4 protein-coding genes are annotated in these 7,189 nt (G+C 55.5%); all 4 read left to right on the top strand.

Annotated features, from left to right (window positions below; all coding sequences use genetic code 11):
• Window positions 1-110: 110 nt before the first annotated feature.
• Complete coding sequence (locus KJS69_RS26775; RefSeq protein WP_213586885.1) at window positions 111-485, top strand: DUF423 domain-containing protein; 375 nt, start codon at window positions 111-113, stop codon at window positions 483-485.
• A gap of 150 nt (window positions 486-635) precedes the next feature.
• The gene (locus KJS69_RS26780) at window positions 636-5,177 is read left to right on the top strand and encodes a DEAD/DEAH box helicase (RefSeq protein WP_249730727.1); all 4,542 of its coding nucleotides are present in this window, start codon (window positions 636-638) and stop codon (window positions 5,175-5,177) included.
• Between the two features lie 69 nt (window positions 5,178-5,246).
• Window positions 5,247-5,549, top strand: coding sequence for a YunC family protein (locus KJS69_RS26785; RefSeq protein ID WP_213586889.1), 303 nt, complete (start codon window positions 5,247-5,249; stop codon window positions 5,547-5,549).
• Window positions 5,550-5,953: 404 nt separating this feature from the next.
• Window positions 5,954-6,748 carry a thymidylate synthase gene (gene thyA / locus KJS69_RS26790; RefSeq protein WP_213586891.1) on the top strand — a complete coding sequence of 265 codons (795 nt, stop codon included), beginning with the start codon at window positions 5,954-5,956 and terminating at the stop codon, window positions 6,746-6,748.
• Window positions 6,749-7,189: the final 441 nt, after the last annotated feature.

Here is a 7,189-nt window from a genome sequence, read left to right on the forward strand (position 1 = left end):
GGATAATTGAAACTCTAACCACCTGTCAACAACTCATGGCTCAAGTCACGAGCATTCGTAAAAAAATTATGATATGATGCTGACAAAGGTTCCATGCGAGGAGGCAAACCATGCATAAGCAGTTCATCATTCTTGGCAGCGTCTGTGCTCTGCTGGCTGTTGCTTTGGGCGCTTTCGGCGCTCATGGATTAGAAGCCACTTTAGATGACAAAATGCTGAGTATTTTTGAGACCGGGGTCAAATATCATATGTATCACGCCCTTGGGCTGCTCGTTATTGCTGCGCTATCCATGAGGATGCCCCAATCCAGACAGCTGCTGTGGGCCGGCAGGCTTATTTTCTGTGGTATTCTTATTTTCTCGGGAAGCTTATATGTCTTAAGCATGACGGGGATAACTGCCTTGGGGATGATCACTCCCATTGGCGGGGTGTTATTTATCGTCGGGTGGGCGCTAGTGGCGATTTCTGCTATTAAAATGAAGTGAGTGAATTCGGAACAGGGCCGTTTTTCCATGGCAACTTGGGAAAAGCGGCTCTTTTCGCGCCTCGGCCAGCTTACATAACAATAGAACTATACGTAAATTCACAAAATATGGACTGTATCATTTCGTGCATGGAAGGAGATGGCTGTAAAGATGGATGCCTTAGCTTCGTTTCACCCGGTATTGGCGGGGTGGTTTCGGCAATCCTTTGGAGAACCGACAGAGGTGCAGCGTAAAGCATGGAAAGGGGTGGCTGCAGGCTGTCACACGCTTATTGCTTCCCCTACTGGATCAGGCAAAACTTTGGCCGCGCTGCTGCCTTGCCTGGATTCGCTTGTCCAAAGCAAAGAGCGGCCGGCGAAGGCGGAGCCCGGGGTCAGGGTATTGTACATTACTCCGCTTAAGGCGCTCAACAACGATATTCACCATCATTTGTTCCGGTTTGTCGAGCAGTTGAAGCAGTACTCACTTGAGCTCGGAGAGGCATGGCCGGATTTAAAAATCGGCGTCAGAACCGGGGATACTTCGCAGAGCACCCGCACATCCATGCTGCGTCATCCGCCGGATTTGCTGGTTACGACACCTGAATCCTTTTATCTTATGATGACCTCACCGAAGGCGAGGGAAATATTGAAGACGGTAGAAAAAGTAATCGTCGACGAAATTCACAGCCTGGCCGCGGATAAAAGAGGGGTTCATCTGACCCTTACGCTGGAGCGGCTGGTGGAATGGTGCGGCCGATCGTTTCAGCGGATCGGCGTCTCCGCCACTCAGAAGCCGCTGGAGCGGGTCGCCCGTTTCCTGGGGGGCTGGGAGGAAGCCGGCTCCGGCGAGGAAAACGCAGCAGGCGAGAATAAGCCAGCAAGCTTGAAGAAAGCAGCGGATGAGAAGAAGGCGGTCAACGAGTCAACGGCAGCTTGCGTGAAGGGAGAAGGCATTACGGAGGGCGCAGCCGGAGAGGCTGGGGCAGCGTGCGAGGAGAATGCTGCGGATGGGAACAATCCCATGCCGTGGGAAAGCCGCACTATGCAGCCGCGTAGCGTCGTCATCGTGCAAAGCGAGATGGAGAAGCGCTACGAGCTGCTCGTCACGATGCCGGACCGGCCGGCGCCGTCACGAGAGAAGGAGCTGTTCTGGCTCTCCATCGTGGAACGAATCGTGCAGCTGATGGACGATTGCAGAACGGCGCTCCTCTTCGTCAACAACCGGCGGCTGTGCGAGCGGCTGACGCTGCGGCTGAACGAGCACTTCGGCTATGAGGCGGCGCGTTCCCACCACGGCAGCGTATCGCGCGAGAAGCGGCTCGAGGTCGAGCGGCTGCTGAAGGAAGGCGCCTTGCGCTGCCTCGTCGCGACGTCGTCGCTGGAGCTCGGCATCGATGTGGGGCATGTCGATCGTGTGATCCAGATCGACAGCCCCAAGCAGGCCGCCGCCGGCATCCAGCGCATCGGCCGCGCGGGCCACGCCGTCGGCGATGTCAGCCGCGGCTTCATCCTCGCGCGCAGTCGCGGCGAGCTGCCGGAAGCCGCTGTGCTGGCGCGGCTCATCGCTGCCCGGGACATCGAGGAAATCCGCATTCCGCGGCATTCCCTCGATGTCCTCTCCCAGCAGGTGACGGCGATGGTCGCCGTCGACGACTGGGAGGAGGGGCAGCTCTATCGCGCGCTCACGCGCAGCGACTGCTTCCGCGGCTTCCCGCGCGGCCGGTTCCGCGGTCTGCTCGAGGTGCTGGCGGGGCTCTATCCATTCGCCCGCCCGCTGCTCGATTGGGACCGCGATACCGGCCGGCTCAGCCGCCGCGCTCATACGCCCATGGCGGCCATCATGGGCGCAGGCACCATTCCCCACAGCAGCGGCTATCCGGTGTACCATATGGACACCCGGCAGCACCTCGGGGAATTGGATGAGGAATTCGTCTTCGAGAGCCGGCCTGGCGACGTCTTCCAACTGGGGACGAATTCCTGGTCCATCCGGTCGATTAAGCACGACCGGGTCTATGTGACGGAAGCGGAGAACCGCTTCAGCGAGATTCCGTTCTGGCGGGCGGAAGCGCTCGGCCGCAGTTATGAGCTGGGAGTGCGGATCGGACAGTTTATGGCCCAGCTGGGCGATAGAGCGGAAGGGTCGGCGCAGCAGGCTCAGCAATGGCTGATGGACGAATATGCGCTGGATGCGCGGGCGGCGGAGCAATTGACGTCCTGGGTGCGGAGCCAGCAAGCGGTCTGCCCGCTGCCTACGGATCGAAGGATCATCGTCGAGCAGTTTACCGATGATACCCGCCAGCATCACGTCATTATTCATTCGCTGTTAGGCCGCCGGTTCAATTTGACCTGGCAGCTGGCGATTCAAGCGAAGCTTAGTGGAACGGTTCGTCGAACCTATTATGCGAATGCCAAGGATAACGGCATCGAGTTCATTTTCCCGGAATGGGACCCGGTCTGGTTATCGCTGATGCGGCAGGTGGATGCGGCTTCCCTGGACCAGCTGCTGCTGGAATCCCTCCCCGGATCGCCTATGCTGGGAATTGCTTTTCGCCGCATAGCGGAGACCTCTCTGCTGCTCTCCAAGGGGTTCAGTCGTGTTCCGGCCTGGAAGAAGCGGTTGCGGAGCGAAGGATTGCTGGAGGAGGCGCTGCCTTATGCGGACCGATTTCCTTTTTTACGGGAGGCCGTGAAGGAATGTATGGAAGACACGCTGGACACGGAGAACCTAAAAGACGTGCTGACCCGAATCGGGACAGGGGAAATGGAATGGAAGGTGGAACAGACCCGATTTCCCTCTCCCTTTGCCGCCCAGTTTTTGCTCGATTATGTCGGGGTGTCGCTGTATGAATCCGACGCCTTGAAGCCGGATCTTCAGGTTCAACTGGCCAGTGTCAGCAAGGAATTGGCTGCTCAATATTTTGGAGAAGACAGTCTTAAAGGAATGATCCATCCGGAGGCGTTGAGCCAGGAGAAGAAGCGGCTGGAACGGGGAGAAGGGCTGGAATGGAACGGTCCCGAAGACTTGTATCGGCTGCTTAAAGAGCGGGGCGATCAGACGGAGGAAGAGCTTAGCCGGCTGGCTGGAAGCCATGCGGCGGAATGGCTTCCGGAGCTGGCGGCGGCGGGACGGGTTACGGCATGGACAATCGGGGATGAGCAGCGTTGGATTTGCCGGGATGAGCAGCATTTATATGAAACGAGGGAAAAGGATTCGATAGCGGCTACCTTTATCTATAAACGCTATATTGATCATCGCCTGTCTTTTACCCCGGAACAGCTGCAAAGCCGATACGGTTTAACTCCCGAGCGGACGAAGGAGCTGCTGGCAAGCTGGCAGGAGAGCGGGATGATGGAGCCTGCGCCATTTGCCCATGAAGGCAAGGAAGAACTCTTTACAAGCACGCAGGTAACCCGCCGAATGATCCGCATATCGATTCGGGATTTTCGCAGAGCTTCCGAGAGGGTGCCCTCCGCTCGATTCTGTCGTTATCTCGTGGAACGTCACCGGATGACCGCCGGTCAGCGTCTGGGCGGATCGGAGGGATTGCGGACAGTGCTGGAGGAACTGCAAGGTGTCTTTCTGCCGCTGGACCAATGGGAAAGCATCGTATTTCCTTCCCGCTTGACGGCCTACCGCAAGGAAGAGCTCGACTTATTGCTCGCTTCCGGAGAATGGATTTGGCTGGGCGCTAAGGAAGAGAATGAAAAGGCGGGACGCATAGCTTTCTTTAAAGTGGAAGCCAAGCCGTTGTATTCGCCTTTTATGCAAGCTATGCGATCGCCCGCTGCGGATAGCGCTCATCCGGAGCTGCTCCAACTGCTGCAGGCAAAAGGGGCCAGCTTCTTGACCGTTCTGAGCCGGGAAACCGGAGAAGTGCCGTCCGTTCTGCTGGACAAGCTGATCGATCTGGTTTGGGAGGGACGCGTATCCAACGACCAATTGGGACCGGTCCGCAGCTATAAGCAAGCGAAGAGCGCTCGACCCGGCAAGTTCCAATCCGGTCTGGGACGCTGGTATGCATTGGATGAATGGGCGCAGCCGGACAACCGCGCCTCGCCATTGGCCAACACGGCAGGGGAAGAGTCCGCGTTACAATGGGCCCATCTGCTGCTTAAGCGGTATGGAGCGGTGACGAAGGAAACGGCAAAGGATGCCCCGTTTGCGTGGGAGACGATGTCGGGCATTTTTCGCAGACTCGAAGAATGGGGAATGGTCACTCGCGGAATGTTCGTGCAAGGAGTCAGCGCCATGCAATTCGCTCTCAAAGAGACAGCCGAGTCCCTGAACAGCGTCCGTTACTCTGATTCGGAGCTTATTCTGTTATCCGCCTCCGATCCTGTCAATCCTTATGGGGCGACGGTGCCGTGGCCGAATCGGAACGAGGCGTCATTTGCCCGCAAGCCGGGCAATTATATCGTGCTGTGCGGGGACAGGTGGCTTTTGTGGCTGGAGCATTACGGCAAGAAAATATGGACGATGGAGGAAGAAGGCGCAGAGGATTCAGCAGCGAGGGAATCCTGGCCGGAATGGAGGGACCTGCTCCCGGATTTGCTTTCCCGAATATTGCGCCAAAGCGGTCAAAGGAAAATCGCGGTTGAACAATGGAACGGTCAGCCGGTAGCGGAAACGGCAGCCACAGAGTGGCTAGTGCAGAGCGGAGCCGAGCGCGACCGTCACAAAATCGTTATATGGCCCAGTTCATTCCGATAGCCGCCTATAACCGGATGTCCCTGCCCCTCATATGCTAATAGGGACAGTGTGGGAAAGGGGATGCTCCATATGATGCAGGTCAAACCGATCGATATCGGCGGACGGACAGCTCTAGGGATTGAAGTGAAGCTGCCGAAGACCACTTTGCTGGCCGTAACTACCGATAAGGGTTATATTATGTGCGGCGCTTTGGATGTCCAACTGTTGAACGATAAGCTGAAGGATCGCAAAATCATCGCCGGCCGAGCGGTCGGAGTCCGAACGCTGGAAGAATTATTGGAAGCGCCATTGGAGTCCGTTACTTTGGAAGCAGAGACGCTAGGCATTCATTCGGGAATGAAAGGAATGGATGCGGTCGCCAAGATGATGTGATTCCTGGGCAGGATTCGTACTACCTCTTCGCCATCTCTATTACAGTTGGGCCTGCACTTCACGGTGCCGGCCCTTTTTTTACCACATATATAGATTTTATAAATCAACTTTCGCAGCTTGAAAATCATCACAGAGCCTTTATGTCTTTGGGTAATGTTGGCTCTTCATTGCTGGAGTTGACCGCTGAATTAAAACTAAGTTCTTTCTAGTGTGGTAAAAACAACCTTTAAACGCGGCCGCTCATCCTTGATGGATTCCGATAGAGCTTTTCTCACAGCCACTACAAATTATAATGAACGGGACATTGGCGGAGGTGAAGTTCCGCTTCAAGGGTCGTCTCTGCTATAATGAGTCTTATAAGTTTGCCGTATCTATAGTTTATGATTCTACGCGTGAGGTGCACAATGAAAAGCTACTTGGATTTATTAAAAGATGTATTGGAGAATGGTGTTCAGAAAGAGGATCGGACCGGAACCGGGACTCTTTCGGTTTTTGGGCGGCAGCTCAGATTCGATCTGGCCGAGGGCTTTCCGTTGGTGACTACTAAAAAGCTCCATCTTCGCTCGATCATCCATGAACTGCTATGGTTTCTTAGCGGAGATACGAATATTCGTTACCTGCAGGAGAACGGGGTGACGATCTGGGATGAATGGGCGGATGTCAATGGGGATCTGGGACAGGTTTATGGGTCTCAATGGCGCTCCTGGCCGGCTCCGGATGGAAACCGTATAGATCAGATCAGCCGGGTGATCGAGCAAATCCGGAGCAACCCGGACTCCCGCCGTCTTCTGGTCAATGCCTGGAATGTGGCTGAAATCGACGAGATGGCTTTACCGCCCTGTCATTATGCGTTCCAGTTCTACGTGGCGGACGGCAAGCTTTCATGTATGTTCAATATGCGAAGCATCGATACGTTCTTGGGCCTTCCCTTCAACATCGCCAGCTATGCTCTGCTGACGCATATGATGGCGGAGCAATGCGGACTTGAGCCGGGAGAATTAATTTGGTCCGGAGGAGACGTACATATCTACTCCAATCATATTGAGCAAGTTAAGCTGCAGCTGACCCGCGAGCCTTACCCGCTGCCCAAGCTGATGATTAAGCGAAAACCCGATTCGATTTTTGATTACCGTTATGAAGATTTCGAAATAGTAGATTATAAATCCCATCCCCGGATTAAAGCGCCTATTGCTGTTTAAGGGGCACTCAGGCACGTAATTGTTACATTTTCCGATCTTTTCAAATGTATAAAGGAATGCAGAAGTGCAGTCGATGGATGGCTTTTGCTCTCTTTTTGACAGATCTACTGCAAATGTGCAGTAGATTTTTCCATTAAGCCTGAAAAAGAGATAAATTTAAAGATTTGACTGCAGAAATGCAGGCGATGGTTTGGAAAGAGCGGGTTCCGGTCCAAACGACTGCATTATTGCAGTCGTTGGCCGACGCGGTGCCCAAGCGTCGGTACCCGCGGTGCCTCGCCGCTCATCGTCGCTTCTCGCCTCGCGTTGCCGCTCAAGCGTCGGTACCCGCCGTGCCTCGCCGCCCATCGTCGCCCCCCGCCTCGCGTTGCCGCTCGAGTGCCGGTACCCGCCGTGCCTCGCCGCTCATCGTCGCTTCTCGCCTCGCGTTGCCGTTCGAGC

The sequence above is a fragment of the Paenibacillus sp. J2TS4 genome (genome assembly GCF_018403245.1).
Lineage (GTDB): Bacteria > Bacillota > Bacilli > Paenibacillales > NBRC-103111 > Paenibacillus_L.

Coding starts and splice junctions, on each gene's coding strand:
- KJS69_RS26775 (WP_213586885.1), top strand. CDS start 111: ATGCATAAGCAGTTCATCATTCTTGGCAGCGTCTGTGCTCTGCTGGCT.
- KJS69_RS26780 (WP_249730727.1), top strand. CDS start 636: ATGGATGCCTTAGCTTCGTTTCACCCGGTATTGGCGGGGTGGTTTCGG.
- KJS69_RS26785 (WP_213586889.1), top strand. CDS start 5,247: ATGATGCAGGTCAAACCGATCGATATCGGCGGACGGACAGCTCTAGGG.
- thyA (WP_213586891.1), top strand. CDS start 5,954: ATGAAAAGCTACTTGGATTTATTAAAAGATGTATTGGAGAATGGTGTT.